Below are 23,771 nucleotides of genomic sequence, written 5' to 3' on the forward strand. Positions count from 1 at the left end.
TGTCTAAGCAGCGGACTTGATGAAGCGATCCGCATAGAGGATCGCAAACTGGTTCATCGCACTCTTCCAATCTGGCGCAGCGCGCCCCCACTCTGCCGTGATGTTGCGCAGCGCCAACCAGATCAGCTTGGTCGCCGCCTCATCGTTGGGGAAGTGGCCTCGGGTCTTAATGATCTTGCGCAACTGCGCATTGATGCTCTCGATGGCATTGGTCGTATAGATCACCTTGCGAATGGCTGGTAGGAAGGCAGAGAAGGGAATGACCCGCTCCCACGCCCTGCGCCAGGCCGCTATGACGGTAGGGAACTTTTGGCCCCAGGCTCCCGCCTCCAGGGCATCCAAGTCCTTCATGGCCGCCTCCATCGTCGCCGCCGTGTTGACCGGTTTGAGCGCTGCCGCCAGCCCTCTGCGGTCTTTTGAACGGGCAACGTCCAGCGTGTTGCGGATCAGGTGCACGATACACATTTGCAGCGTCGTGGCCGGAAACACAGCCGCCAGCGCCTCGGGCATGCTCTTGAAGCCATCCGTCATCGCGAACATGATGTCGTTGACGCCGCGCGTCTCCAGGTCGTTCAAAACCTTCATCCAGAATTGGCTCCTCCACACTGAAACAGGAGAGACGATGCCCACTGAACTGACTCCAGATGAGCAAATCAAGGTACTTCAACACGAAGTTGGTGAGCTGAAAAAACAGATCTTTGTGCTGACCGACAAATCCAATCAGGCGCTGATCGCTGCGGAATCCAATAACGCAATGCTGATTTCGATTATGGAAGCATCAACGCCAAGCCACCGCAAAGCAGTACTCAAAAGCTACTCACACATATGCCGGCAGCTGGATGCCTGCCCTATCAATCAGAAGCGAACGTCCGAAGAGCTCGCCTTTCAGGACATGGTGCGGCAGTCCATGTTTGCACACCTCAAGCGTCAGAAGAGGAGCAAAAAGAGGCCCGCTCGCGGCGGGCGGAAGGGAGGGTGCCAGTTGGAGTACCTAGCGACTGAATGATAGACCCGAGCGCGGATGGAAGAAACCCCTTCGGACCGATGTTCAGCACGGAGCACGGCAGGAAAGTTTTGAAGACACCTTCGCGGTAGCTCGCTGCAGGTATTCCCGCACGTCGTTCTCCGAGTCACCAACCACCTGCAAAGCCTTGCGCAAGTCGGTTTCGGTGCATCGAAGGTTGTGAGCCCAGTTCCAAGCGTCACCGCCATGGCGGAGCGTGATGCGCACACATGCGCGTGCGGGGATGGTCGAACTTTTGGACATGATGGCTCCTTTCGAAGCCAGCCATCCTATTCCTGCAAGCGCCGCGTGGACGTAGGAAAGCGCTGACATCAATACCGTCGGCGTTGGGCAACCATCAGATCAAACTGAGGCGGGAGAGTTTACCGTCGGCATAACAAGAGCTGTATGCAATGACAGTATTGGCTTATTTCCTACATCTTGCCCAAATCGCACACCGCATGCTGGAGGCTCTAACAGATCTCCCGGAGCGAACACATGACAGACAAATCCACTCAGTCCACTGCCGACCAAGGCAACATGGAGAAGGACCCCAAAAATTGGGTGACAGGCGATGAGGCAATGACTGGGGCGCAACGGTCATATCTGCACACGCTTGCAGAAGAGGCCGGCGAGGCAGCAGACGATTCGCTGACCAAGGCTGAAGCCTCTTTGCGCATTGAAGAGCTGCAGGCCGCCACTGGGCGTGGACGTGATCAAGCAAAAGTCTAGCGTTTCATGACTGCTGGAGAGCTTCGTGAACCAGGCCATCCCGACTTCGGTGACACCTATCCTGAAAGAACTCCATCATGAGCGATTGGCTTGACTGGATTCAGTGGCCCGCGTTTGCTGCATCTGTGCTTGCCGCCTGGCTTGTAGGTTCTAAGGCGGCCAGTCGCCGCAATGCGGGGTTTTGGGTATTCCTATTCAGCAATGTCCTCTGGGTAGCCTGGGGCCTTTACTCGCACGCCATTGCGCTGATTGCACTGCAAATCTGCCTTGCAATTATGAACATCCGCGGGTTGTCGAAAACCGATGACGAGAGCGAGGAAAGTTGAGGACGATGCAGCCATGTCAACACAGCCAAGCTTCTTCCAACAGGCCGAAAAGCCGCGCTTCCGGCCCAGTCCGAGGGTTCTGTTGCTGGTTGATTTCATCAACCCCATGCAGTTTCCTGGGGCTGAAAACCTGGTGCCGGCCGCACTGCAGGCCGCGCAAGCCACGGCCCGGCTCAAGAAGCGCTTGACCGCCAGCGGCGTGACGGCCATCTACGCCAACGACAATTACGGGATCTGGCGCTCGGAATTCAAGGACCTTCTTACTGCCTGCAAGGCTCTGCCCGGTGCGCGCGGGGAAATAGCTACGCTGCTGGAGCCCGGGGACAATGACCTCACCATCCTCAAACCTTTGCATTCGGCGTTCCATAGCACACCGCTAGAGCACCTGCTTAAGCAGCTCAAGGCGCGCGAATTGATCGTTGCCGGGTTGGCTGCCGATATGTGTGTGCACCTTACCGCGATGGATGCGTACATGCGTGGCTTTAAGGTATGGGTGCCGCGTGACTGCACCGCTGCGGAGAACGAGGAGTTCAAAGTGGCTGCGCTGCGGCAAATGTCGCAGGTGCTCAAGTGCTCGGTGAGGAAGTCTACCGGCCGATCTGGATAGCTGCGCAAGCCAGGCAGTCTAAATAGGGCACGGGCTTTGACGTTGCCGTTCAGCAAAGGCATCACACGGACTAGATCGAGACCCCGGACGGGGCCGGCATCAAGCTCACGCACACCGCCTCGGGCATCTCCTACTGGCTGGTGGATGTCGAGCAGGTGCGGCACAAGAAGTTGTTGTCTACCTGTTCCAGAAGTGGCTGGGCCGCGTTCAGAACCGGGCGAAGGGTCCATCATCCAGAGCCTGACGAGCAAGACGGCGCTGGAGGTGGCGGCCCTGTTCGCGCAGCTGTTCTCCAAGCATAACGCAGGCGAGACGCCGCCCCAGTTGCTGGAGGGCATGGCCTCAGCGGGAGGGGTGCGCGTCGATGCTGTTCGGGATGTGACCATGAACGGCGATGCCTGCAACAACACCAGCAGCGCGACCTTGGGCCTGGCGCGGTATGTGGGTGGCGGTGCCGGCAACGACACCGTGGTCATCCCGGCCACCCTCTCGCAGACCCATGTGCAGACCTAGGGCAATGGCAGCTTCTCGCTGCAGCGCATGACCGATGGGGCGATGGTGGAGGTGACCCGGGTCGAGCGCGTGACCTTCAGCGACACCAAGCTGGCGCTGGACCAGAACGGCACCGCCGGCCAGGCAGCCAAGCTGCTGGGCGCCCTGGGCGGCTCGGCCCTGCTGGGCAACAAGGGCGTGGTGGGCGAGGTGCTCCGCCTGCTCGATGCCGGGGTCACCGGTAAGACCATCGCGGGGATAGGGCTGCAGCTCCTGGGGGCAAGCACGCCCACGCAGATTACGCAGACGCTGTGGTCCAGTGTGGTGAGCCGCGCGGGCACGGACAGCGAGCTCAAGCTGCTCACCGACCTTATGGCCGGTGGGATCTCGGCCGCCGCGCTGGCGGTGATGGCCGGCGGCCGACTTGGCCAAGCTGTCTCACCAGATCTCCCGCAAGCTTGCAGAGATCGAGCTCAGCCTGCTGATGCGTCGCCAAGGCAACGAGGACGCATGGAGGTTCATGCTGCGCACCGATGTGGGCATGCGTGGAAGCGGTGCGCCAGCAGACCCACACGCTCATTGATCGTAGTTCTGCCGCCGTGAAGACAGGGCAGATCCAGGTGTTGCGTTCGTTGATGACGTCGCGGGTCGGGGTCGCGCTGATTGCCGTCATTGGACTCGCCGCTTTCTACATGTACTTGCGGCAGGCGGCTGTTCTCAGAGACATGGCCCAGCGTGAACAGGAGACTCTTTCGCATGAGCGCGACCGGCTAGAGGAACTGGAGAGGGAGCGGACTGCCAGCCTTTCCGAATTGGCCAACTACCTGCAGCAGGTGCGTGAAGAGGAGCGGGCCCACCTGGCCCGCGAACTGCATGACGAGCTGGGTGCCTTGCTTACCGCGGCCAAGCTGGATGTTTTGCGCGTCAAAGCGCAAATTCTCCCGAACAGCGACGAGGTGCGCACACGCCTTGACCACCTAGTGCAGTCACTGCACAGCGGCATTGCGCTGAAGCGCCGGAACATCGAGGATTTGAGGCCGTCCACCTTGTCCAATCTCGGGCTCGAAGCGGCGTTGAAAATCCTGCTGAAAGAGTACGCAGGGCGCGCGGCGATGGAGGCGGCACCGAAGCTGTTCGGCTGTCCTCCCACGGCCTGTCGGGCATGCGCCACCGGGTTCAGGCCGCCGGGGCAGGCTGGTCATTTCATCTTATGTGGGACGCGGTAGCCTGGTCTCTGCAGAGTTTCCCTCCCGCCGAGTACTTCTGGTCCACTGCTTGAAGCCGCGTAACTGCTCACTAGACCTGCGGGGAGTCCAGCGGCAGCTCTCCTACAGTCCGCAGGGTTCCTGGCCGACTTGGCTACCGGGTTGCAACGCTGACAGTGTGCGGATGCATCCCAACACCGACAGTCGCCCCTTTGACACGCCGGCTGAAGAGAAATTACCGGAGCCGCTCCCTCCTTACGGACAACCCGCTGGTGGTTGGGGGTCGCTCAAGGCCGTGGCGGTCAGCGTGGTGCGTGAGGGCGCAACCCTGCGCACGGCCAATGCATTGCGGCAGCAGAACAAGCCGGGGGGCTTTGCCTGCGTAAGCTGCGCCTGGGCCAAGTCGGGCAAGCCGCATTTGGCCGAATTCTGCGAGAACGGCGCCAAGGCGACGGCATGGGAATTGACGGAAAAGCGCGCGGATTCAGCGTTCTTCGCGCAGCACGCGGTGACCGACCTGCGCGGCTGGAGCGACCACGATATTGAAGCCACTGGTCGCTTGGTGGAACCCATGCGCTACGATGAGGCCAGTGACCGCTATGTGCCCACCGCATGGGATGAGGCGTTTGCCGCCATCGGTGCGGCATTGCAGGGCTTGCGCGATAAAGATCCGCAGGCGACTGTGTTCTATGCCTCCGGCCGTGCATCGCTGGAAACCAGTTACATGTACCAGTTGCTGGCACGGCTATACGGCAACAACAACCTGCCCGACAGCTCCAACATGTGCCACGAGAGTACCTCGGTGGCGCTCCCTGAGACCATTGGCGTGCCCGTGGGCACGGTGCGGCTCGACGATTTCGAGCAGACCGACGCAATCTTCTTCTTCGGCCAAAACGTCGGCGTTAACAGCCCGCGCATGCTGCACCAACTGCAGGAAGCCCGCCAGCGCGGCGTCCCCATCGTTACCTTCAACCCCATGAAGGAGGTGGGCCTGGTGCATTTCGCCAACCCGCAATCCCCACGCGAGATGCTGAGCACAGCCGAAACGGTGATCAGCACCCAGTACCTGCAGGTGCGCAATGGCGGCGACATCGCGGCCCTGACAGGCATGTGCAAGTGGTTGGTGGAGGCTGACGATGCAGTGCAGGGTATGGGAGGTGTGCGGGTACTGGACGCCGACTTTATCGCCTCGCACACCGAGGGCTTTGGCGCGTTTGCGGATGCCATGCGTGCTGCAAGCTGGAGCGACATCGAGCGTGAAAGCGGGCTTGCGCGCGCGGCGCTGGAGCAGGCGGCAAAGACGTATGCCGCCGCGCGCGCCGTGATCGGCATCTACGGCATGGGCCTGACCCAGCACCGCGAGGGCGTGGCAAATGTCCAAATGGTGAGCAACCTACTGCTGCTGCGCGGCAACATCGGCAAGCGTGGCGCCGGCATCTGCCCGGTGCGTGGGCACTCCAACGTGCAGGGCCAGCGCACCGTGGGCATCACTGAAAAGCCGGAACTCGCGCCCCTGGATCAACTGGCCGCGCTCTACCAATTCGAGCCTCCGCGCAGCAAGGGGCTGGACACTGTGGGCACCTGCCAAGGAGTGATCGACGGCTCCGTGCATGCCTTCATCGGCCTTGGCGGCAATTTCCTGCGCGCAGCACCCGACACTGCACGGCTGGAAGCCGCGTGGTCGCGCCTGCAGCTCACCGTGCACATCGCCACGCGTCCCAACCATACCCACATGCTGCCAGGGCAGCAGGGCTGGCTGCTGCCCTGCCTGGGCCGCATCGAGGTGGATGAGCAGGCGTCGGGGCCGCAGACAGCGGCTGTGGAGGATTCGACGGGGTGCTTTCATGCGTCGCATGGCGTGGCCGAACCGGCAGCACGCACCTTGCGCTCCGAGGCTGCCATCGTCGCCGGCATTGCGCGCGCCACGCTGACGCCCAACCCGCATGTACCCTGGGACCGGTGGGTGGACGACTACGCAGTGGTGCGCGATGCAATAGAAGCCACCTGGCCTGCCGTGTTTGAAGGTTTCAACAAGCGCATACATGCGCCCAGCGGCATGCCCAGGCCCAACCCGGCGCGCGAGAGGGTGTGGAAGACGCCATCGGGCAAAGCCCGCTTTGTCGTCCCGCCTGCCATGGACAGCGAAGATGCTGCAATGGGGCCCGATGTGCTGCGCCTGATGACGGTGCGCAGCGACGACCAGTTCAACACCACCGTCTACAGCCTGGACGACCGCTTTCGCAATGTGTGGGGCACGCGAATGGTCCTGCTCATGCACCCCGAGGACATGGTCGCGCGTGGCATTGCGCAAGGTGACGAACTGCTGGCCACCACCACGGGCCAAACCGATGGCCACAACCGGCAACTGGTCGGCCTGCGCGCGCTGGCTTACGACCTGCCCCGGGGATCGGTGGCGGGCTACTTCCCTGAATGCAATCCTCTGGTGCCTCTGGCGCACCATGCGAAGAAGAGCCATGTGCCTGCGGGCAAGTGCGTTCCCATACGGGTAGCGCGGCTCGCCCCCAACTCCTTGGCTTCCAACACCCCATCGCCATGAATCCAGAGCTCGCCATTCCCCGCATTGTGCCCCGCACCTATACCCCTGAATGCGAGTTCCAGGAGGAGGACGAGGCGCAGACCTCGGCCGAACTGCTGGAGGCCCTGCGCGGCATCCGCGAGAAGGTGGCTGCCGATGAAGGGCACGCGTTCCGCAGTGTGCATGCCAAGAGCCACGGTATTCTGCATGGGCGCATGGAGGTTCCGGCGTTGCCGCCTGTGCTCGCGCAGGGCCTGTTCGCCCGACCCGGCAGCTATCCCGTGGTGATGCGCTTGTCAAGCACGCCTGGCGACCTGCTGGACGATGCCGTGTCTACGCCGCGCGGCTTGGCCATCCAGGTCGGCGAGGTGCATGGCGTGCCGCTCGAGCCCGCCGATTGCTCGCGCTGCCAGGACTTCCTCATGGTCAACGGCCCCGTGTTCAGTGCGTCCACGGCGCGCAGGTTCCTCAAAAGCCTCAAGCTGCTGGCTGCCACCACCGACAAAGCGCCCGCCGCCAAGGCACTGCTTTCGGCGGCCCTGCGGGGTCTGGAGGCTGTGGTTGAGAAGGCTGGTGGGGAAAGTGCCACGCTCAAGGCGTTGGGCGGCCACCCGGCCACGCACCCGCTCGGAGAACGCTATTTCACACAGGTGCCCATGCTGTTCGGCCCCTACATGGCCAAGTTCTCGCTGGTGCCGGTGTCCCCCGAATTGCAGGCATTGCACGATGCACCTCTACAACTTTCGAACAGGCCGCAAGCACTGCGCGATGCAGTGGCGGCCCATTTCACCCAGGCTGGTGGCGCATGGGAGCTGCGCGCCCAACTTTGCGTGGACCTTGCGCGCATGCCTGTAGAAGACGCCTCGGTCGAATGGCCTGAGGAGCTGTCCCCCTTCATCACCGTGGCACGGATCAGCGCCCCGGCCCAGGCGTCGTGGAACGAAGCCACTTCACCAGCCGAAGAAAATGCCCTGGCATTCAGCCCGTGGCACGGCCTGGCCGAGCACCGGCCCCTGGGCTCGATCATGCGTGTGCGCCGGCGTGCCTACGCAGCCGGGGCGCAGTTCCGCCAGGCTTTCAATGCGGCGGTCGCTGACCCTGAAGCAGCCCAGAAATTCGGCGTGGCACCTGCAGCGTCGTTGCCATGAACCTGGCTTCACTTGAGGTCTGCAAGGTAGGCGGCGATGTGCCGCGCGTCAGCAGGGCTCACGTCCATCGCAGGCATCGCGGTGCCGGGCTTGACGGCTTGCGGTTCGCGCAGCCAGCGTTCCAGGTTCTCGGTGGTGTGCGGCAGCACTCCCGCAATGTTGGCACGACCTGCAAACCCTGCGAGCGGCGGACCCACATGGGTCTCGGGCCCCGTGATGCCAGGGATCATGTGGCAGGCGTTGCAGGCGTGCTGGTACAGCGCCTGGCGCCCGAGCACCGGGTTGCCGGCGCCGGGAGGTGCCATGACCATGCGTGCCGCACCGCAGGCCCCGATGGTGCCTGCACGGCGCGCGCCGTCCACCTCTTCGAATGCGATGGCCTTGAAGGCAGCCACGTCCAGACCGGGCAAGCGTTCAAGAAAGGCCACGGTGGACCAGAGTTCCTCCTCGTCCAACCGATGCTCCCAGGCAGGCATGCCGCTCATGCGAATGCCGTGCCTGGTCAGCCAATACATCTCTTTCGTGCTCCAGCGTCGGGCCGCGTCCACCAGCGGGCCGGGCAGCGGCTGCATGCTCTTGCCGATGTCACCCTGCGCCGTTCCTGGACCGCCATGGCATTGAAGGCACTGATCGCGGTAGCAGCCTGCGCCGCGCAGCACCATGGTCTCGGTGAACTCGGGTGGCCGCTCCACGTTGCGCGCGCGCAGGCGCACGGACTGGTGCATGGCGTTTTCGAGCAACTGGTACACCGGCTTCCAATGCTGCTCGCTGGCCGCCACGTTGTACAGACCCAGGTACACGGTGGCCAGGCCCGCTACCGCCGCCAAGGCCGCCACACCCAGCAAAGTGGCGAACACAGCGGCGTAGACGGTGCGGGTCTTGTTCTGGGACATCGATTCATTATGTGGGCGATGCCACAGGGTTCCAGTGCCGTTGCACTTTGTTCCTTGCATCGCCAGTGGCCTTTGGGCCAAGGAAGTCTGCCGTGACAGCGTTTCAAGCCCTGGCGCTTGTAGGACTGGTGACTTTGCCAACGCTTGTGCTGGCCCAGGCCGGGGAAATGGGTGATGCCCGGCGCGGAGCATTGCTGATCGCTCAGTACCAGTGTGGTGCCTGCCACGTGATCCCCGGTATGGCTGCGGCGCGCGGCGCCGAGGGACCGCCGCTCACGTCCTTTGGCCTGCGCAGCTACATCGCCGGGCGGGTACCCAACCGTCCTGATCTGTTGGCCCGGTGGATTGCGCGGCCATCGGACCTGGTGCCGTCCGCCACCATGCCGGACATGGGCGTGCCTGCGCAAGATGCGCGCGACATGGCCGCTTGGCTCACGGGGCTGCGGTGATGGGTGTGCGCACAGAGGCCGGTTCCACCATTGCCGTGCTGTCGCCCGCAGGACCGGCCGCAGCCGCAATTGCCGAGGTCAGCTGGGTGCTGATCGGCGGCGCCGCATTGCTCTTCCTGGGCACCATGGCCTTGCTGGGATGGGCCTTGTTCAGAAAGAAGGTGTCGGAAGGCAGCGAGAGATCGATGCTGTGGTGGCTGGCCGGTGGCGGCCTGGTGTTGCCGCTGGTGGTGCTCACGGCCTTATTCTTCTACAGCCTTCACCGTGCGCCGCCCTGGAAGGCAAAACCGCCAGCCGATGCGCTGGTCATCTCCGTCACAGGCCGCATGTGGTGGTGGGAGATCCGCTACCGCGATCCCTCCACGGGCGCCACCATCGTCACGGCCAATGAATTGCGGCTTCCCGTGGGACGGCCTGTGTATCTGGGGCTGTCGAGCATCGAGGTCATCCACAGCCTGTGGATCCCTGAGCTGGGCGGCAAGATGGACATGGTGCCCGGCCGCGTGAACCATCTGCTGCTGCAGGCTTCACGTGCTGGCGTCTTCCGCGGGCAATGCGCGGAGTTCTGCGGCGAGGCGCATGCACGCATGGCCTTGCATGCGGTGGCGATGGACTCAGCGGCGTTCGATACCTGGCTGGCGGGGCAGGAGAGTGCGGCCGAGGCGCCCGCATCCTCCATCGCGCGGGCAGGCCTGACTGTTTTCAAGGCGCAAAAATGTGCCGCGTGCCATACGGTGCGAGGCGTGGCAGCCGAGTCGAAGCTCGGCCCGGACCTGACGCACCTGGGCAGCCGCCTGCACCTGGCTGCGGGCACATTGAAGAACCAGCCGGAGCAGATGAAGGAGTGGCTCACGCAGGTTCACGCGGTCAAGCCGGGGGCGCGCATGCCTTCGTATGCACGCCTGCCGGAAGGCGATATTGATGCACTCGTGCATTGGCTGGGATCGCTGAAATGAGCATGTCGGCAGAACGCGGCGACCGCCACGATGGAGCAGCACCAGCGGCCCTCAGCCGTCTGCCGCGCCCCGCAGGCGAGCGCGAGGCCCTGGAAAAGGCCTGGGAGCCGCCGCCCGCAGGATGGCGTAGGCTTTCTGCCGTCAACAACACCCACATCGGCTTGTTCTATATCGCCACGGCCCTGCTGTTCTTCGTCCTGGCGGGCGTGCTCGGCCTCATCATGCGCGCCCAGCTCGCCGTGCCGCAGGCCAACCTGGTCTCGGCGGCCACATACAACCAGATCTTCACCATGCACGGCACAGTGATGATGTTCCTGTTCGCCGTGCCGGTGGTGGAGGCCATGGCCGTGTACCTGCTGCCTGGCATGCTGGGCGCGCGCGACATGCCTTTTCCGCGGCTGTCGGCCTATGGCTTCTGGGCGTACGCCATCGGCGGCATAGTGTTCTTCGGCACCATCTTCTTTGGTGCTTCGCCTGACGGCGGCTGGTTCATGTACCCGCCGCTCACGGGCAAAGAACACTCGCCCGGGGTGGGAGCCGACTGGTGGCTGCTGGGCATCGGGTTCATCGAGATATCGGCCATCGCCGGGGCCATCGAGATCATCATCGGCATCCTGTTCACGCGCGCGCCGGGCATGTCATTGATGCGCATGCCCATCTACGCCTGGGCCATGCTGGTCACGGCGCTGATGATCGTGTTCGCGTTCCCGGCCATCATCGCGGGCACGCTGCTGCTGGAGATGGAGCGGGCGTTCGACTGGCCCTTTTTCATCCCCTCGCGCGGGGGCGATCCGCTGCTGTGGCAGCACCTTTTCTGGTTCTTCGGCCACCCAGAGGTGTACATCATCTTCCTGCCGGCCGCGGGCATGGTGTCCATGATGGTGCCGGCGCTCGCGCGCACGCCAATCGTGGGCTATCGCTGGGTGGTGGCGGCGCTGCTGGGTGTGGGCATCCTGAGCTTTGCGCTGTGGGTGCACCACATGTTCACGGCCGGGCTGGGTTCGTTCACCATGCACTTGGTGTCGGCCGCGAGCTTTGCGGTCGCCGTGCCCAGCGCGGTGCAGGTGTTCGGCTGGATTGCCACCTTCTGGCGCGGGCGCGTCGAGGCGAACACGCCCACGCTGTTCCTCGTGGGCTTCCACGCCATCTTCGTGCTGGGCGGGCTCACGGGCATCATGGTGGCCGTGCTACCCTTCGACTGGCAGGTGCACGACACCTACTTCATCGTGGCCCACCTGCACTACGTGCTGATCGGGGGCATGGTTTTCCCTGTCTTTGCGGGGCTGTACTACTGGCTGCCGCTGGTCGCCCCGGGCCGGCGCCTGTCGGAGCGGCTCGGGCGCTGGGTGTTCGGCCTGATGTTCGGCGGCTTCAACCTGGCCTTCTTTCCCATGCACATCGCCGGGCTCATGGGCATGCCGCGGCGGGTATACACCTACGAGGCCGGCCTGGGCTGGGAGTGGCCCAACCTGCTGTCCACGGCCGGCGCCTTTGTATTCGCGCTCGGCGTGGTGCTGTGCTTTGCCGATCTCATTCGCAGCTTCTGTGGCACCACCAAGGACAAACACGAGAATGTGTGGAACGCGCCCACGCTGGAATGGGCCACTGGCGGTGAATACGGGCTGCGCAGCATCCCGCCGGTGTATTCGCGCGAGCCGCTGTGGCACCACCCCAGGCTACGCGAGGCCGCCGAGCAAGGAGCCTACTGGCTGCCCCGCACGGTGTGCGGCGGGCGCGAGGCGCTGGTCCCCAGCCCGAGGTCGGCCATGCCGCGCCAGGTGTTGCTGCTGCCGGGTGATGGCTGGTCGCCCTTCATTGCGGCAGTCGGCACGGCGGGCTTCTTTCTGTTGCTCACGGTGTCGATGGTGTTGCCGGCGGTGCTGTGCGCGGTGGTCGCACTAGTGGCCATGGTGGTGTGGCTCTGGCAATCTGACCGGCCCGCGGGCACGGCTCGGGCCGAGGTGGCCGAGGGCGTCTGGCTGCCCACCCAACTGGTGGGGCGCTATTCCCACTCCTGGTGGGCCGTAGTGGTGCTGATCTGCGTCGATGCGAGCGTGTTCGCATCGGCCAGCTTTGCCCACATCCATGTCTCCATGGCGGCGGACATCTGCCCGCCGGCCGGGGCGGCATTGCCTCGCGCTGCCTGGCCCGTGGCATCGGCCATGCTGCTCGTCCTCGGCTCATTGCTTCTCTGGAGGGTCCAGCGCTCGTTTGCGGACGCGACAACCCAGGGAGGGCTGCGGGTGACCACCGTGCTCGCCCTGGCCTGCGCCGGCGGTGCCATGGCGCTGCAGCTTGGTGGCCATGTGCAGGCTGGCCTGGATCCGCGCGCGGATGCCTGGAGCGCCACCGTGGCGGCACTGCTCGGCTGGCAGGCCCTGCATGTGGGCATCCTTGCCCTCATGGGCAGCTACCTGCTGGCACGCTCGCTCAGCGGCAGGCTGCAGCAGGGGGCCCGGGCCACGCTGGACAACACCGTGCTGTTCTGGCACTACGTGACGGCCCAGGGCATGGCGGGGGCACTGCTCGTGCAGGTACTGCCCCGGCTGATGGCGTGAGCCTCTCACCGAACGACGCGGCTCTGTCCGGCACGCAGCGCAGGGGCGCCTACGCATGCTAGGGCATGAACCCTACTGCTGACAAACCGCTGCCCTTGATTGCTTCCACCACTCGGCAGCCCGACACCCTGGGCGAGATACTCGACGAATTCGAGGCACTTGCCCAGTCCCATGGGCGGGTTGCTGTGGCCGAACTGGTGGACGCGGTCGGCCCGCGCAGCTATGGGCCCTTTCTTCTGGTTCCCGCGCTGTCGGAAATATCACCTCTTGGCGGTGTTCCGGGTGTCCCGACGGCGCTGGCCGCCGTGGTGGTGCTGTTTGCGCTGCAGATGCTCTGGGGACGCAAGCGACTGTGGATCCCTGCCTGGCTGGCACGACACGGTGTGCCTTCTGCCAAGATGAATCGCTTGGTGACCAGTACCCGCCCCATAGCCGCCCGACTCGACCGTTGGTTCCATGGCCGGCTTCGGTGGCTGACTGCTGGCCTGTGGATTCGTTTGGCTGCCTTGGCATGCATTGCGCTGGCGTGCATGGTCCCGCCGCTGGAACTATTTCCTTTTGCCAGTTCGTTGCCCATGGCAGCCATCGCACTGATCGGGCTGGCCTTGCTGGTACGCGATGGGGTGCTGATGGTGGTCGCCTCGCTGCTGTCCTGCGGGGCCGCCTGGCTGGTGGTCAGCAGCCTACTCTGAGAATCCCCCGGACTGATAGCGGTGGTCAAGAGGCCGGCCGGCGACCTTCTCGCTGTGCCACGCTGAGCGGGGCGGCCGACCAGACATCCAGGCAGAAATCGGCGTCGCGCCACTGGGCCACACGTGGTACCTGCAGGTGCTGGTGCAGGAGTTCGTGCACCCGGGCACCGCCGAGGGGCGATCCGTCGAACGGGTGCAGCCAGTGGCAAGCGACGATGCCGGCCTGCACGCCGGACGCCCGCAAGGTGTTCCTGCAGCAATGTGCCAGGTGTTCGATGGCCGCCTCGTCCAGGTAGTAGAGCAGCTCGCTCAGCACGATGAGATCGAATGGCTCTGTGGGCCAACGCCGCGGCACCCAGCCGTGTTCCACCCGGGCATGAGCAAAGGGCACAAGCCGCTGTGCGGCGTACTCCACGGCCCGCTGTGAGCCGTCCCAGGCCAGCAGCCGATCGCAACGCTGCGCCAGGCGTTCCGACAGAAAGCCACTCGCACAGCCGGGCTCGAAGATTGCACCGTAGCGGGCGTGGGGCAGGCTGCCCAGGAGCAGGTTGGCCTTGCGTTCCTCGTACCAGCTGCCCTCGAAGTGCCAGGGGTCCGGGCCGAGGGCGAACAGGGGGTCGAACACGTCGTTGATTGCGGCGGTGGTCATGGGGTGTTGACGAAGAAGTACTCGGTGTCCCAGCCGGCGCGTTCGATGATGCCCGGGTCCAGCACGGCGGGCCGATGAGGCGGCCGCGGTGCCAGCTGGGAGCGGTGCGCGGCCAGGGCGTGCAGCTTGGCCGCCAGGGTGCCGCCTTCAATGCCCACGCCGGCCAGGCGGGTCCAGTCCACCTGCGAGTCCCAGGGTTCCGCCCAGTGCCACATCCACACCGGCGCCTCCAGTAATACCGCGCTATTGGTGCTGCAGACGTGGGCTGCGGCCCGGCCGCAGGCTTCGTGGTCGGGATGTCCATCGCGCCGCCAGGTGGTTAGCACCACGTCGCCCGGGTGGACGAGCGCGGCGAGCTTGGCACGCAAGGTCTCGGCATGGCTCTGGACACCACCATCGGGCAGGCCCAGGCGCAGCAGGGCGCCTGGCGGCACGCCCAGGCGTTGCAGGCCGGTGCCGCTCTCCTGCCGCCGCTGCCAGGCAAGCGCGGTGGCATCGTGCCCCGGGCTGCCGGCGTGGCTAGCCTCGCCATCGGTCACGGCGAGAACGATGCATTCGCCCCCATGGAGGACGTGGGTGTGCAGAAGCGCGCCGCAGGCAAGCACCTCGTCGTCGGGGTGGGGCGCCACCACCACCAAGCGTTGCCATTTGCCCACCAGTTCCGAGGCCGGGAAACGTGCGATGCCTTCCTCATGCAGCCAGGCCTGCCAGGCGTGCGCCGCCACGCGCGGGGTACTTATAAAGCGGGTGGCCGCATCCAGTTCCTCGGCGTTCGCCATATGGTTCACAGATCCCATGGGGACTCCTCCATCGTCAGGATGGCACGCGCCAGGGCCGCATCGTCGCGGTCGCCATGTCTTTGGCGAATGAAGACCGGCAGGTCCGCCGCTGCGCGCGCGAACCCCGCGTCGCGGCAGAACGGTGTTGCTCCCAGTGCGCGCCCGGTTTCTTCCAGCACCGCCTGGGCTGCAGCCTCGGCCGCCTGGCGCAGGCGCAGGGCCACGAACTGGGCGTCTGCCTGCGGGTTCGCATCGATCCAGCCGGCGCTGCGCTGCAGCAGCGCCGCCAGGCCGGCGAGGCTGCGGTCCACCCGGCCCAGGGCTGCGGCCCGGTAGGGCCAGGCGGGGTGTGTCGGGTCGGCTGACCGCGTGGCCTCGAAAAGCGCGTCGGCCACCGCACAGGTGCCGCCGTACCAGCACGCGGCGATGCCCGCGCCTCCGTGCCAAAACCCGGGGCGGCGCAGGTAGTCGCCTGGCTTGCCCACCAGCGTTGCGGGTGTGCGGTCGAAGCACACGTCCGCGCTCAGCGTGTCCGCCATGCCCACCGCCTGCCATGGCCCGGTGTCCACTCGGATGCCAGGGTGCGACAGATCCACTGCCACCAGCTGGCTCTGCGCCTCCCCGGGCAGCCATACGGTCAGCAGGGCGTGGCTTACGCCCTGCGCCCCGGAGCACCATGCCTTGATGCCCGACAGCTCCGCGCTGTAGTCGCCACTGTTGGAAGGGGTTACCTGCACGCGCAGACCGGGCGCTTCGGCGGCCCACATGGCCCAGGTCTGGCCCGAGCGGGCGGCGTGGGAGCCAAGCTCGCCCAGGATAGCCAGCGCGTCGGTGTGGCCTTCGTACAGCTTGGCCAGCGCCAAGCTGTGCCGCGCCACCTCTGCCAGGGCCTGCCAGCGCGCCAGGGTGGCGCCCTCGCCCGGTGGTGGCAGTTGCCCAAGGCCCATGTCCACCAGGTGCCGCAATTGTTGCGCCGCGGGCAGAGCAGTGAGCGCGGTGAGCACCTGGCAAAGCTGCTGCGCTGTTGGAAGCGGTGGGCGACCGGCGGGAGAAGGGAGGGGAAAAGGGGCGGTGCCGTGCATGATGGGTATCGCTGTGGGGCGGTGTCGTGCAAGCACTGTGGGCACGCAAACCTGCAGAGCCTGTCGGCCGACAGCGGGCAGCGTTGTGAGACGATCGCTCGCACTCGCGCGCGCAGCCGGGCGGTCCTTCGCTGGTGCGCCATGGCATGACATCGGCTGGGGTGTCCATCCGACATTGGGGCGCAGGTGCAAAGCTTAGCTTTGGATCCACCCCACCCACGGAGGCTGTGATGGATTCCGAATCGACCCAGGCCTATGGCACCCGGCGCTTGTCCGGAGAGTTTCCGCAACCCGTCTCGCCGTGGGAAAGCCCGCGTCTGCTGTTGACAGAGCTGCTGGCGGCTATGGCATTCGCCGCCTGGCTGCTCGCGGGCGGCATGGCTCCCGTGGATGCCGTCCAGGTGGAAACGGGTCGCCCGCAGGCGGTGGCGGCGCCCGCCACCACGGTCGCGGCCACCCCGGTGCAGGCCCATCCATGATCGCGGTCATCGTCCCTGCGCACAACGAAGAAGAGCACATGGCGCGGTGCCTGCAGTCCCTGGCGGTGGCCGCGGCCTGCCCCGCGCTGACGGGTGAGCCGGTGGTGGTGATCGTCGTGCTGGACGATTGCAGCGATGGCACGGGAGGCATCGCCCGCGGCTTTGCGCAGGTACGCTGCCTGGAGAGCCGGGCGCGCAATGTCGGCACGGCGCGAGCGGTCGGTGCCCAGGCCGCACTGGCCGCCGGCGCGCGCTGGCTGGCATTCACGGACGCCGACAGCGAAGTAGCGCCCGATTGGATCAGCCAGCAGCTGCGCCTGCACGCCGATGCGGTGTGCGGCACTGTGCAGGTGCGCGACTGGAGCGCGCACGGCGACGCGGTGCGCGCGCACTTCCAGGCTCTGTACCAAGACCGTGACGGGCACCGCCACATCCATGGTGCCAACCTCGGCGTCACGGCCCAGGCCTACCATGCTGCCGGCGGCTTCCCGCCGCTGGCCACAGGCGAGGATGTCGCCCTGGTGCACCGCCTGCAGGAACGAGGCCACTTGATCGCCTGGACAGCCGCCGCGCGCGTGACCACCAGTGCCCGCAAGCACTTCCGGGCGCCCGGCGGCTTCGGTGCCACGCTGATGCGATGGGACGGGGCCATGGTAGCCGTCCCTGCATCGTAAAAGGAGGAAGGCGCTCAAGGAACAACTGGATGGACGCGGCGCAATGGCCTGCCTTCGCGGCTTCGGTGTTGGCCGCCTGGTTGGTGGGGTCCAACGACGCGCGGCGGCGCAAAATCGGATGCTGGGTGTTCTTGTTCAGTAATGTCGTGTGTCATCACGCCGATGCAATCCCCAGAAAATGATGAGCATCTTAGCCCGGCAAATCTGAAGGCTATCCAAGCCACGATGCGGCGATGGAAATGTGTGTACTCCGTTCCACCATCGACACTTCCATGCGCGGCGACATGGTCTTGCGCCCATAGACTGATCGGGGCCTAAAGCGACGCGTTCAAGCAAGTGGCCCTGCAGCAGATATCGCAGGGCTCAAGAGCTTGGTCCAAAAGTCCGCCGCGTCGCACGAGGTCGGCACGGTCGATCAAGCGAGTGCTCGGCTTTCCCGGATATTATCTTTGTGTTGGTCCGAATATGGGAGGGCACGGAGCGACAAAGTTCCACCAGCAATGCACTGGTTGGAAGTTCCTACAAGAGATTGCGATATCTGGCTGTGCGTCGCGCAGCGGTAGGGATGACGAGGGATGGTCAGACCAAGATTCAGAGGACCCTCACCCATCAAACTCCTGCCCTGGTCCGCACTCATAGGCGCCGTGGCCAGCGCCCGCTCCGTGACACCCAGGGTCACCTTGTCTGCAGCTAGATTACTCGCCGCTCCACTCCTGGCACTCTCGCTCTGCTGGACCGGCCGCTATTCAAGTTCGACACCGATGGGCGCTGGCGAACTGGCTGGCGACAAGTTGAGGTCTGCGCCTGATCGATCCGAGACGCTTGGCGCGAGTGTCAAGTGCCTGGACTGCGGGTGCCGCATTGGCGCGCCGGGGGACGGGAGCCTGCGGGTGCAGCGACTGCTATTGCTACCGCCATGCCGCTGGCCTACCGACGATGGACGCGCGAAAGCGAGCCATGCGGCACGTGGGCCAGACCCGCACTGGGCTGGTGGAAGACCTTCTGTGTGGCTGCAGGCGTCACTGTGGTTGCGCTGGCGGCCACACCCGACGCGCCTCGCCCTCGCTAACCCGCGCTGGACACAATACCTGTCCCGCCAAGTCGGGAAAAAGGATGACAAAGCTGCGTCGATGTCCTACGCAGAATGAGTCGCGCCACCTTTGGGGAGCGCGACGTTGACGATTATCAAATTGTCCGATCAAGTCTACGTCAATTTCTTTCCGACCACGTTGACATTCGAGTGGAAAGGTGAGGCTGCCAACGGCCGGGGGGTCATCGATCTGATTCGCATGCATGACATCGATGTGCTCATAATGGATTTGTCCATGCCAGGGCAGAGCGGCCTGGACGCCATGTCCATGCTGCGAGCGAAGGCTCCAGACGTGGGCGTCCTCATCCTGTCGGGATACCCTGAGGAGCAGTACGCGCTCAACCTAATCCGGCAAGGTGCCAGTGGCTATCTGAACAAGGATTGCGACCCCACCCAGATCTTGGAGGCGATCCGGGTCATCGCACTCGGCAAACGCTTGGCGGTCTCAAATCCGAAGTGCAACACTGCTGCTTGATTGAAACGGTTTGAGAGTCAGTGAAGGGTAGCGCTTTGGCGCTGCGCGATCGCCTGCATGAACAGCTGAAACGCCTGGTACGGCGACTTCCAGCCGAGCGTCTCGCGCGGCCTGTTGTTCATCAGGTCAGCAATCGAGTCCAGGGCATCCTGATCATGCACGCTCAGGTCCGTCCCGTTGGGCAGAAACTGGCGCAGCAGCCCATTCGTGTTCTCGCAACTGCCCCGCTGCCAAGGGCTGTGCGGATCGCAGAAGTACACCCGCACACCCGTTGCCCGGGCCAACTCCCGATGGCGAGCCATCTCCTTGCCCTGATCGTAGGTGAGCGTCTGGCGCATGGGCTCTATCACCTGGTTGAGCTTGTCTGTGAAGGCCGCCAGGGCACTCTGGGCCGTTGTATCAGGCATCTTGCCCAGCAGCACCAGGCGCGTACTGCGCTCCACCAGCACACCCACGGCAGACTAGTTGTTGGCGCCCTTGATCAAGTCCCCCTCCCAATGGCCCGGCATCAGCCGGTCATCGACCTCGGGAGGGCGCACATGGATGCTGACCATCTCGGGAATCTGGCCCCGCCGATCCTGACCTGCCGAACGAGGCCGGCGGCCACTGCGCCCCTGGCGCAGCAATGCAATCAACTGCTTCTTGAGCTCTCCACGGGGATAGGCATAAATGGCGTTGTAGATCGTCTCGTGAGACACATGCTGGCTGGAGTCCTCGGGGTGCATGCCCTGCAGTGTGCGGGCAATCTGCTGGGGCGACCAACGCCACAGCAAAAGATCGCAGACCACGCGCCACAGGGCGCCCTGCGGGTGCAGCTTGGGCAAGGGCCGGGCAGCGATGCGACGGGCCTCACAGGCCGCCTGGGCAGGCTTGAAGGCATAGCCATCAGAAGCCGAACCATTGCGGGAAAGCTCACGGCAAATGGTGCTGGGGCTGCGCCCGAGCAGGTGAGCAATGGATCGTTGGCTATAGCCCTGCTGCAAAAGAGAAGCCACAGTCAGTCGATCTTCTGGCTGCAAGTGCGTGTATCGTGAAGTCATCTGTGCAAATTACCTGGGGTTCAGGTGTTGCACCTCAAGTTTGAGACCGTCCATTTAAGAGCCGCGCGCGTGTCCAGTTGGCTTTTGAGGATCGTGATGACAGGTTCCATGCTCGCTACTTGTGAGTCGCAGGAAAGAGTCTGACTCGGTATCGGGATGCTGCAAGCTGCTTGCATAGGCCCACTGTTGTCTGAAGCTTTGCTAGTCTAGGTTCATTCCTGATGCTCGAATTCTTGTCCGTTGAGCCTCATCTGTTAAAAAGCTTTCATGAATCACTGATCTATTAAACCCCTTGCCTACCAAGTCGATGGCGGAGATTGCAAACAATCTGTTTTTGGCTGTCGTTACCAATCCTCCGACTAGTAAAATGTTGTTTGGGGTCAATTCTTGCTCGGATATATTTAAAACCTGTGCTGCCCAAATTGCCATTCTGCGGTCTTTGTCCTGGTTAGCCTTTTTTAGAAAATTGCTAAGATTTTGATTGTTCTTTAGTGATTTGTCTACGGAATATCTAAGCAGCGCAGCTTGATTTGCTATTCGAATGTGCGTTAGTTTTTGAGGCCGTCGTTCGGTACGAAGAATGGTGTTGATTGCGTTGACTATCTTTCTCTCATGATCGATTTTTATACTTGCCTTTCTAGTTTCGGCGCGGTCGCTCTTTTTGGTCCTGAGGCTGTGTTTTTGAGTTGATATGATTTCTAAGTATTTGTAAATCCACTCTTCATCCCTTATTTTGGCTCTCGTAAACGCCGCGGAGTGTCTGTATTTTTTTTCTAAGTTGCTTTCTTTGTGCGCGAACAAATTTGTTATGGTTTCTCGATCGGCTTCAATGGATGGGAGTGGTTTAATATATGGAGGGAGATTAAAAATCTTGGGGGCTTTAAGTCGCAAAAGATAGTAGGCGTGTTGGTTGTGTCGTCTCAGTTGAGTCGGGTTCTCGTGCGGATATCGCTGAAGAAAGATGGCTAAAGCATCTTTTGCAGCTTCAAGATCATTGGACTGAATACGGTACCTGGCAGGAGATTGATTGCGAACTGGTGACACAGTGCAGCGACTACTGATCATCTCTTCAATGTCTTCAGGGACCAAGTCCAGAGCAGCAAAAAATGCTGAGTACTCTTCACCTCGAAATTCACACGGATGAGAGTAGAGCCTTAATTTCAGATCCGAAATTTCTGAAGTTAAAGTGATTTTATCAGATAGCAGAGAGGTGGGTATGTGATAGAAATCTTGCAAAATTTCTCTATATTTTCTACCAAGCCGATAGGGTGTTGAGTGTGTCAGTTGAAGTAAAATTTCGTGGAGTTGAGCATGGCTCCATGGAATGAAATCTAGAGATAGCGTCCGCTCGCCGAACTTGCTTAGTCGCTGATATGCGCTGATTTTTTTGGACGAGGTTTTAGAGCTGATTTTTCGCAGATCATGGCCGCAACGGCATTTTTGTGAAAGAGGGTGGAGCACCATTCGGCTAAAATCTACGAGCGTGGAGCTGCAATTTGGACAGTCTGTGCGAAGCCATAATTCATGAATATTGCAAGTCAGAGATGTTTGTAGCTGATGGCATCGGTGGACATATGGCTCTCCAAATTTCTCTATGTCAGCTGAGATGCATGCAGCGCAAAAGCGAAGTCCTTTTTCAGACCTGTGTGGAAGAAAACCTATCGACGTGAGGAATTTTCGCTCTCTCGAGTTATTGCATGGATTGAGGTTTAGTGGGCGTTTTCCGGTCTTGCTGAATATCTGGTGAAAGCCTATGGTTGTAAGCTTGCCAAGGTATTCTATGCTAGATTGGCCTGCTTCATTGACTATGAAATCAATGATCTTGCCATTGATTCGATGTCCCTGTGATGGGAGGTTTCTCTTAATACAAAGCTCTTCCGCTAATTTTGTCCATGTACTGGAGTCGTTGTGTATAACAAATCTTGTAAGTAACGATCCTATCGTTTCATCTGGATATGCGAATGGGGTGTATGGGATTTTAATCAAAGTGTTGTTGGCGATCGTTTCTCGTGTAGAGGGGCGAAAATTTTTGCCTATGAAGGTGGAGGATTGATTTTAATAAACTCTAGAATACGTTTCTCTGCATAATCTAGAATTTCGGAGGGCCAAATTCGCAGGCCTGCAACTCGCTTGACTCTCCACAAGGGTGCGTAATTCCCTAGTTTTGCTATGGCAAAGTCGATCCGGCGCTTTTTAAATTCTATGCTGGATTCTGCTAAGATTTTTAGTGTTTGGGAGAGCTTTGGTAAATTTCGCAAGCTTAAACGCGACAACCCTAGGGTACGAAGAATTCTCGAGGCGGAGACGCGGGTAGGGGGGGAAAGTTCGAGCGTAGCACGTGCGATCACGCGAGCCTGCGTTGAAAGGGTTGCATCTCGAACAATCAAGTTGGCGCTTCTGGGTGTTGCACGTTTTGCCTTTCTTGAGGAATTAACCTGCAGCAACCATTCTCGGTCATTTTTATATAGCCATGCATAGTCGCCCGGATTTTCATGTTTTGCACCGGAAATGGTATATTCTCCACCTTGGAGCAAAGAGAGCCAGCGGCATCTTCTTGTCCATCTTTTCCGCGAGAAGAGATTATTTTTGCGGGCTCTTTCTATGCTTCGATTACGTTCAAGGATTCTGTAGACTGATTTCAAAGAGATGCCAGCATGTTGCGCGACGTCTGCAATGGTTTGGTTGGATGATAATTCGCTAATTATTGACTGAACGCGCTTGCTATCTAGAGTCTTGGGGCGCATGCTTACATAAATTGCGCGCTGATTTCTGAGCGATACTATCGTGCTGGTGCATTTGCCAGTCTGTCGGGCAACTTCGCGGCAAGACAACGACAAGTCTTGGAGAAGATCCTCCAGAGCGGAATCCATTCCACGTTCATGTGGCGGCTTCTGTTGGGCAGTGACCGCAAACGAAAAAGACTTGTTTTGTGCGAAAGTCGCCTGCGTTTTGATTGCTTTCCTGTAGTTTGCAATATCGCCAAAAAGAAAATCAATCAGAAGAAGATGGCAAATCGGATGCAATGATCTCTGGGGGCGTTCAATAAGATCTCGGAGCCATCCGACAGGATGATCCTCGGTCGACATCAATCGCGCTCTGCAGTCAAATGCTTCAAAATCTTCGAAGCGCTGTCTCAGGGCTGTTGTCAAATCTAGGTAGGCAATATGGCCTCTTGTACAATATCCTCTTGCGAGAATTTCTTTTCTGTATGTATTTGAACGAACAATTGCATCTGTGGGAGGCATTCTGGCTGACAGTAGAGATGTCGAAAGTCGGGCAAATTTTAACTGCTCACGGTTTATGGGTGTGCGGATCTCGGCTGAAATTGGGAAGCCTGGATAAGCGATAGCCTGAGAAATCCCGATGGATTGCCCATAATACTGCAAACTAGTCTCATGACGTACACAGCATGTGACTGCTGGCAAGTGATGCTGGCGATGCCAGTAGAAACAGGAGAACTCTTGGATGTCCTCTTCCACACACTTGGGGCAAAACCGTAGTGCCGGCTTCGTACCAAAACGATTCGCGGCGAGTCCCAATTGGGCTTTGAGAACAAGAGGATTGCCATCGCGCATGACCTCTAGCGCTTGCTCGTATCGAGCCACTTCTAAGAATGGTCGATGGTAGGGCAGTATCGTTGCCACATCGATTAACTCAATCAACGAGCTGCAAGGAAACCACTCTCCCAGATTGTCCTGCAACGAACCTAGGTGAGTCGGAAGATCAATGCCAATCTGGGTCGTTGTTCCACCAAAAATTTTTCTGACGGCATCGCGACCCCTCCCCCAAGAATTAAGCACCGATAGCCTGCCTAGCCAAGAGTGAAGTAGTTCGTCAGGAAGCAGTGGAGGGACGAAGCAAAGATGCGTAGGGTGTGTGCGGATGGAACACATGTGTCACCGGCTA

22 protein-coding genes and 4 pseudogenes are annotated in these 23,771 nt (G+C 61.7%); 16 read left to right on the forward strand and 10 right to left on the reverse strand.

Going from position 1 to position 23,771, the window contains the following annotated elements; translation table 11 throughout:
• Positions 1 to 3: 3 nt before the first annotated feature.
• Positions 4 to 597, reverse strand: a pseudogene (locus ACK59X_RS07095) (IS256 family transposase); the annotation flags it as partial.
• A 25-nt stretch (positions 598 to 622) separates the two neighbouring features.
• On the opposite strand from ACK59X_RS07095, the gene ACK59X_RS07100 reads away from it, so the two are divergent.
• Positions 623 to 1,006: a hypothetical protein gene (locus tag ACK59X_RS07100; protein WP_409956189.1), complete on the forward strand. Its 384-nt coding sequence runs from the start codon at positions 623 to 625 to the stop codon at positions 1,004 to 1,006.
• 42 nt (positions 1,007 to 1,048) lie between these two features.
• Here ACK59X_RS07100 and ACK59X_RS07105 read toward each other — a convergent pair whose 3' ends face one another.
• Positions 1,049 to 1,336 (reverse strand): DUF3606 domain-containing protein, encoded by a 288-nt coding sequence (locus ACK59X_RS07105; RefSeq protein ID WP_409956190.1) that lies wholly within the window; start codon positions 1,334 to 1,336, stop codon positions 1,049 to 1,051.
• 165 nt (positions 1,337 to 1,501) lie between these two features.
• Between ACK59X_RS07105 and ACK59X_RS07110 the strand changes: the two genes are divergently transcribed.
• The 8 genes from ACK59X_RS07110 (at position 1,502) to ACK59X_RS07145 (ending at position 8,049) form a co-directional block, all read left to right on the forward strand.
• Complete coding sequence (locus ACK59X_RS07110; protein ID WP_409956191.1) at positions 1,502 to 1,735, forward strand: DUF3072 domain-containing protein; 234 nt, start codon at positions 1,502 to 1,504, stop codon at positions 1,733 to 1,735.
• Positions 1,736 to 1,812: 77 nt separating this feature from the next.
• Entirely contained in the window at positions 1,813 to 2,061 is a 249-nt protein-coding gene (locus ACK59X_RS07115; protein ID WP_409956192.1) for a hypothetical protein, read from the forward strand.
• Positions 2,062 to 2,074: 13 nt separating this feature from the next.
• Positions 2,075 to 2,668 carry a cysteine hydrolase family protein gene (locus ACK59X_RS07120; protein WP_409956193.1) on the forward strand — a complete coding sequence of 198 codons (594 nt, stop codon included), beginning with the start codon at positions 2,075 to 2,077 and terminating at the stop codon, positions 2,666 to 2,668.
• Between the two features lie 192 nt (positions 2,669 to 2,860).
• Positions 2,861 to 3,181, forward strand: a complete 321-nt coding sequence (locus ACK59X_RS07125; protein WP_409956194.1) for a hypothetical protein — start codon at positions 2,861 to 2,863, stop codon at positions 3,179 to 3,181.
• Between the two features lie 27 nt (positions 3,182 to 3,208).
• Positions 3,209 to 3,763, forward strand: coding sequence for a hypothetical protein (locus tag ACK59X_RS07130; RefSeq protein ID WP_409956195.1), 555 nt, complete (start codon positions 3,209 to 3,211; stop codon positions 3,761 to 3,763).
• Positions 3,706 to 4,386 carry a sensor histidine kinase gene (locus ACK59X_RS07135; RefSeq protein WP_409956196.1) on the forward strand — a complete coding sequence of 227 codons (681 nt, stop codon included), beginning with the start codon at positions 3,706 to 3,708 and terminating at the stop codon, positions 4,384 to 4,386. Before ACK59X_RS07130 ends, ACK59X_RS07135 begins: the two co-directional genes overlap by 58 nt.
• A gap of 163 nt (positions 4,387 to 4,549) precedes the next feature.
• Positions 4,550 to 6,922 carry an FdhF/YdeP family oxidoreductase gene (locus tag ACK59X_RS07140; protein WP_409956197.1) on the forward strand — a complete coding sequence of 791 codons (2,373 nt, stop codon included), beginning with the start codon at positions 4,550 to 4,552 and terminating at the stop codon, positions 6,920 to 6,922.
• Positions 6,919 to 8,049, forward strand: a complete 1,131-nt coding sequence (locus tag ACK59X_RS07145) for a catalase family protein (RefSeq protein WP_409956198.1) — start codon at positions 6,919 to 6,921, stop codon at positions 8,047 to 8,049. The genes ACK59X_RS07140 and ACK59X_RS07145 overlap by 4 nt, the downstream gene beginning before the upstream one ends.
• Positions 8,050 to 8,057: 8 nt before the next feature.
• Here the strand turns inward: ACK59X_RS07145 and ACK59X_RS07150 are convergent, their stop codons facing one another.
• Entirely contained in the window at positions 8,058 to 8,942 is an 885-nt protein-coding gene (locus tag ACK59X_RS07150; RefSeq protein WP_409956199.1) for a c-type cytochrome, read from the reverse strand.
• A 92-nt stretch (positions 8,943 to 9,034) separates the two neighbouring features.
• Here ACK59X_RS07150 and ACK59X_RS07155 point away from each other — a divergent pair, with 92 nt between their 5' ends.
• The 4 genes from ACK59X_RS07155 (at position 9,035) to ACK59X_RS07170 (ending at position 13,597) form a co-directional block, all read left to right on the forward strand.
• On the forward strand, positions 9,035 to 9,391 hold the full coding sequence (locus ACK59X_RS07155) for a c-type cytochrome (protein ID WP_409956200.1): 357 nt from the start codon (positions 9,035 to 9,037) through the stop codon (positions 9,389 to 9,391).
• On the forward strand, positions 9,391 to 10,347 hold the full coding sequence (locus ACK59X_RS07160; RefSeq protein WP_409956201.1) for a c-type cytochrome: 957 nt from the start codon (positions 9,391 to 9,393) through the stop codon (positions 10,345 to 10,347). Before ACK59X_RS07155 ends, ACK59X_RS07160 begins: the two co-directional genes overlap by 1 nt.
• Before the next feature lie 2 nt (positions 10,348 to 10,349).
• Positions 10,350 to 12,905, forward strand: coding sequence for a cbb3-type cytochrome c oxidase subunit I (locus ACK59X_RS07165; protein WP_409956217.1), 2,556 nt, complete (start codon positions 10,350 to 10,352; stop codon positions 12,903 to 12,905).
• Between the two features lie 65 nt (positions 12,906 to 12,970).
• Positions 12,971 to 13,597, forward strand: coding sequence for an exopolysaccharide biosynthesis protein (locus ACK59X_RS07170; RefSeq protein ID WP_409956202.1), 627 nt, complete (start codon positions 12,971 to 12,973; stop codon positions 13,595 to 13,597).
• Positions 13,598 to 13,622: 25 nt separating this feature from the next.
• Here ACK59X_RS07170 and ACK59X_RS07175 read toward each other — a convergent pair whose 3' ends face one another.
• From ACK59X_RS07175 to ACK59X_RS07185, 3 genes are read right to left on the reverse strand one after another with little or no spacing between them, the layout of a single operon-like run.
• Positions 13,623 to 14,246, reverse strand: coding sequence for an SAM-dependent methyltransferase (locus tag ACK59X_RS07175; protein WP_409956203.1), 624 nt, complete (start codon positions 14,244 to 14,246; stop codon positions 13,623 to 13,625).
• On the reverse strand, positions 14,243 to 15,043 hold the full coding sequence (locus ACK59X_RS07180; RefSeq protein ID WP_409956204.1) for a PIG-L deacetylase family protein: 801 nt from the start codon (positions 15,041 to 15,043) through the stop codon (positions 14,243 to 14,245). The genes ACK59X_RS07175 and ACK59X_RS07180 overlap by 4 nt, the downstream gene beginning before the upstream one ends.
• On the reverse strand, positions 15,031 to 16,029 hold the full coding sequence (locus tag ACK59X_RS07185) for an acyl-CoA dehydrogenase (protein ID WP_409956205.1): 999 nt from the start codon (positions 16,027 to 16,029) through the stop codon (positions 15,031 to 15,033). The genes ACK59X_RS07180 and ACK59X_RS07185 overlap by 13 nt, the downstream gene beginning before the upstream one ends.
• A gap of 308 nt (positions 16,030 to 16,337) precedes the next feature.
• On the opposite strand from ACK59X_RS07185, the gene ACK59X_RS07190 reads away from it, so the two are divergent.
• From ACK59X_RS07190 to ACK59X_RS07200, 3 genes and pseudogenes are all read left to right on the forward strand, one after another.
• The gene (locus tag ACK59X_RS07190; protein WP_409956206.1) at positions 16,338 to 16,586 is read left to right on the forward strand and encodes a hypothetical protein; all 249 of its coding nucleotides are present in this window, start codon (positions 16,338 to 16,340) and stop codon (positions 16,584 to 16,586) included.
• A complete protein-coding gene (locus tag ACK59X_RS07195) occupies positions 16,583 to 17,260 on the forward strand; it encodes a glycosyltransferase (protein ID WP_409956207.1) in 678 nt (225 codons plus the stop codon). Before ACK59X_RS07190 ends, ACK59X_RS07195 begins: the two co-directional genes overlap by 4 nt.
• A gap of 1,144 nt (positions 17,261 to 18,404) precedes the next feature.
• Positions 18,405 to 18,786, forward strand: a pseudogene (locus ACK59X_RS07200) (response regulator transcription factor); the annotation flags it as partial.
• A gap of 56 nt (positions 18,787 to 18,842) precedes the next feature.
• On the opposite strand, the pseudogene ACK59X_RS07205 reads toward ACK59X_RS07200, so the two are convergent.
• The 4 genes and pseudogenes from ACK59X_RS07205 to ACK59X_RS07220 all read right to left on the reverse strand — a co-directional run bounded on the left by ACK59X_RS07205 (position 18,843) and on the right by ACK59X_RS07220 (position 23,758).
• A pseudogene (locus tag ACK59X_RS07205) lies at positions 18,843 to 19,865 on the reverse strand (IS30 family transposase).
• 201 nt (positions 19,866 to 20,066) lie between these two features.
• Complete coding sequence (locus tag ACK59X_RS07210; protein WP_409956218.1) at positions 20,067 to 21,329, reverse strand: hypothetical protein; 1,263 nt, start codon at positions 21,327 to 21,329, stop codon at positions 20,067 to 20,069.
• A 66-nt stretch (positions 21,330 to 21,395) separates the two neighbouring features.
• Positions 21,396 to 21,851, reverse strand: a pseudogene (locus ACK59X_RS07215) (TniQ family protein); the annotation flags it as partial.
• 47 nt (positions 21,852 to 21,898) lie between these two features.
• Positions 21,899 to 23,758 (reverse strand): TnsD family Tn7-like transposition protein, encoded by a 1,860-nt coding sequence (locus tag ACK59X_RS07220; protein ID WP_409956208.1) that lies wholly within the window; start codon positions 23,756 to 23,758, stop codon positions 21,899 to 21,901.
• Positions 23,759 to 23,771 lie beyond the last annotated feature (13 nt).

It is taken from the genome of Acidovorax sp. (assembly GCF_046339755.1).
Lineage (GTDB): Bacteria > Pseudomonadota > Gammaproteobacteria > Burkholderiales > Burkholderiaceae_C > Acidovorax.

Bases quoted from the DNA above. Each gene is read 5' to 3' on its own strand.
- ACK59X_RS07100 (WP_409956189.1), top strand. From the start codon at position 623: ATGCCCACTGAACTGACTCCAGATGAGCAAATCAAGGTACTTCAACAC.
- ACK59X_RS07105 (WP_409956190.1), bottom strand. From the start codon at position 1,336: ATGTCAGCGCTTTCCTACGTCCACGCGGCGCTTGCAGGAATAGGATGG.
- ACK59X_RS07110 (WP_409956191.1), top strand. From the start codon at position 1,502: ATGACAGACAAATCCACTCAGTCCACTGCCGACCAAGGCAACATGGAG.
- ACK59X_RS07115 (WP_409956192.1), top strand. From the start codon at position 1,813: ATGAGCGATTGGCTTGACTGGATTCAGTGGCCCGCGTTTGCTGCATCT.
- ACK59X_RS07120 (WP_409956193.1), top strand. From the start codon at position 2,075: ATGTCAACACAGCCAAGCTTCTTCCAACAGGCCGAAAAGCCGCGCTTC.
- ACK59X_RS07130 (WP_409956195.1), top strand. From the start codon at position 3,209: ATGACCGATGGGGCGATGGTGGAGGTGACCCGGGTCGAGCGCGTGACC.
- ACK59X_RS07140 (WP_409956197.1), top strand. From the start codon at position 4,550: ATGCATCCCAACACCGACAGTCGCCCCTTTGACACGCCGGCTGAAGAG.
- ACK59X_RS07145 (WP_409956198.1), top strand. From the start codon at position 6,919: ATGAATCCAGAGCTCGCCATTCCCCGCATTGTGCCCCGCACCTATACC.
- ACK59X_RS07150 (WP_409956199.1), bottom strand. From the start codon at position 8,942: ATGTCCCAGAACAAGACCCGCACCGTCTACGCCGCTGTGTTCGCCACT.
- ACK59X_RS07160 (WP_409956201.1), top strand. From the start codon at position 9,391: ATGGGTGTGCGCACAGAGGCCGGTTCCACCATTGCCGTGCTGTCGCCC.
- ACK59X_RS07165 (WP_409956217.1), top strand. From the start codon at position 10,350: ATGTCGGCAGAACGCGGCGACCGCCACGATGGAGCAGCACCAGCGGCC.
- ACK59X_RS07170 (WP_409956202.1), top strand. From the start codon at position 12,971: ATGAACCCTACTGCTGACAAACCGCTGCCCTTGATTGCTTCCACCACT.
- ACK59X_RS07175 (WP_409956203.1), bottom strand. From the start codon at position 14,246: ATGACCACCGCCGCAATCAACGACGTGTTCGACCCCCTGTTCGCCCTC.
- ACK59X_RS07180 (WP_409956204.1), bottom strand. From the start codon at position 15,043: ATGGGATCTGTGAACCATATGGCGAACGCCGAGGAACTGGATGCGGCC.
- ACK59X_RS07190 (WP_409956206.1), top strand. From the start codon at position 16,338: ATGGATTCCGAATCGACCCAGGCCTATGGCACCCGGCGCTTGTCCGGA.
- ACK59X_RS07195 (WP_409956207.1), top strand. From the start codon at position 16,583: ATGATCGCGGTCATCGTCCCTGCGCACAACGAAGAAGAGCACATGGCG.
- ACK59X_RS07210 (WP_409956218.1), bottom strand. From the start codon at position 21,329: ATGGTGCTCCACCCTCTTTCACAAAAATGCCGTTGCGGCCATGATCTG.
- ACK59X_RS07220 (WP_409956208.1), bottom strand. From the start codon at position 23,758: ATGTGTTCCATCCGCACACACCCTACGCATCTTTGCTTCGTCCCTCCA.